General features: G+C 38.1%; 2 protein-coding genes. Both read left to right on the forward strand.

The features are described 5' to 3' along the window. Positions 1 to 132: 132 nt before the first annotated feature. A complete protein-coding gene (locus MHN31_RS24040; RefSeq protein ID WP_239445546.1) occupies positions 133 to 687 on the forward strand; it encodes a hypothetical protein in 555 nt (184 codons plus the stop codon). A 143-nt stretch (positions 688 to 830) separates the two neighbouring features. Continuing rightward, the gene (locus MHN31_RS24045; protein WP_239445547.1) at positions 831 to 1,271 is read left to right on the forward strand and encodes a hypothetical protein; all 441 of its coding nucleotides are present in this window, start codon (positions 831 to 833) and stop codon (positions 1,269 to 1,271) included. Positions 1,272 to 1,467 lie beyond the last annotated feature (196 nt).

Here is a 1,467-nt window from a genome sequence, read left to right on the forward strand (position 1 = left end):
GTTATCTGGTTAGTTTTTGGCGAAATAAATTAGATCAAACAATGCCGTGCGTGTCCATCACATTGATTTTAAGAATGATTATCTGGGGATTCCTCAGAACAGGGCGTTATATTTTCAGGAGGCTCTTGTAAAATGGATGAATTTAATCGTTATCTTTCAGAAGCAATTCGTATTAGAAGAAGTATACAAGTGTATAGCGAAATCTTTGATTCTCGTGAAGCAATAGATACTTTGTCAGCCAAGTCTCTTGAGTTTACAACAGTTATTAAACGTTCAATGCATGACGAAATTTTAATATCTTTAGCGCGTTTATTCGACTCTGATGGTTATAAGCTTAATGGTGAAATTCTGGAATACCTATCCCAGCGAAATCTAGTGTTGCAGCACGAACAATTTCTAGATGACAGGCTTAATAAGCTACGCAATAAAACAGCTGATATTTGGCGAGATTTGCGCGTAAAAAAATATAGAGATATAAAGCTTGCTCATAATGATAAAGCAACACTTTTTAACTGTGAACAATCACCAGGCCACAATGTAACTTTTGAGTCTGCAAGTGAATTAATCGACACCTCTATTGCTCTTGTGGTTGGTCTGATGGCTAATAGTGGACAATTGAGTGTTAAGTCTGACTTGAACAATATTTATAAAAATGTAGGTTCGAGATTTATCGAATCTATCAAATAAAATATAACAAATCGCTTAACAGGGACTCCTAACGCTTGGCCACTTTCATTCAAATCGGCTTCAGTGTTTAGGGCACAAATTTTATGTCGGGTGGTCTAGCGTTATCGCCCGTTAGCAAGGCGTTAGGCTAATAGGCAAGTGAAATGGAAGATGACATTCTTGAGCTAATGAAGTGGCCCAGAAAACTGCATGAAAATGAAGGTATGGTTTTATACGCACTAAAAAACTACCAACTGATAGAGGCTGTATTGAAAAGTTATTTATGCAAGAGTAAAAGCGATCCAATGATTGATGAGCTTGAACCTTTGTTTACTCTTGAGCAAGTTCAATACAAGCCACTGGGCTGGCTTTTTAAAAAGTTCAAAACTGTCAATACCAACATACAACTTCACAAACAGATTGAAGCAGCTATAAATGATCGAAATAAGATTTCACATCATGCTCTAATTAGCCATCATCCTGTAATAGCTGAAATGATTGGTACAGAACCATTGTGTCTGGATGAGTTAAGGGATGTTCAAGCTCGTTCTTCTCAATTAATGACAGATTTGGTTTGTGAATACATTAAAAATAGGAGTTATTAGCCTAACAAGCAACTAAACACGGATTCGGGTAACAGTCACGCGTTTTGCAAAAAATACGCAAAACAACGTGCCAACAACCCTCACCGGTTAGTTGGGCGCTGGGGGATCCCCTCATAATTGAGGCCTCCCAAGCTGATGTATCAAGCGCACGTATTCGCGTATAGCCCAGAGTAGTTGCTTCCCCGTCATAACATAA

Origin of the sequence: Pseudoalteromonas sp. McH1-42, from assembly GCF_022347845.1 — a bacterium.
Taxonomy (GTDB): domain Bacteria; phylum Pseudomonadota; class Gammaproteobacteria; order Enterobacterales; family Alteromonadaceae; genus Pseudoalteromonas; species Pseudoalteromonas rubra_D.

What these genes read in the sequence shown, in the direction of transcription:
- MHN31_RS24040 (WP_239445546.1), top strand. Translation starts at nt 133, where the DNA reads ATGGATGAATTTAATCGTTATCTTTCAGAAGCAATTCGTATTAGAAGA.
- MHN31_RS24045 (WP_239445547.1), top strand. Translation starts at nt 831, where the DNA reads ATGGAAGATGACATTCTTGAGCTAATGAAGTGGCCCAGAAAACTGCAT.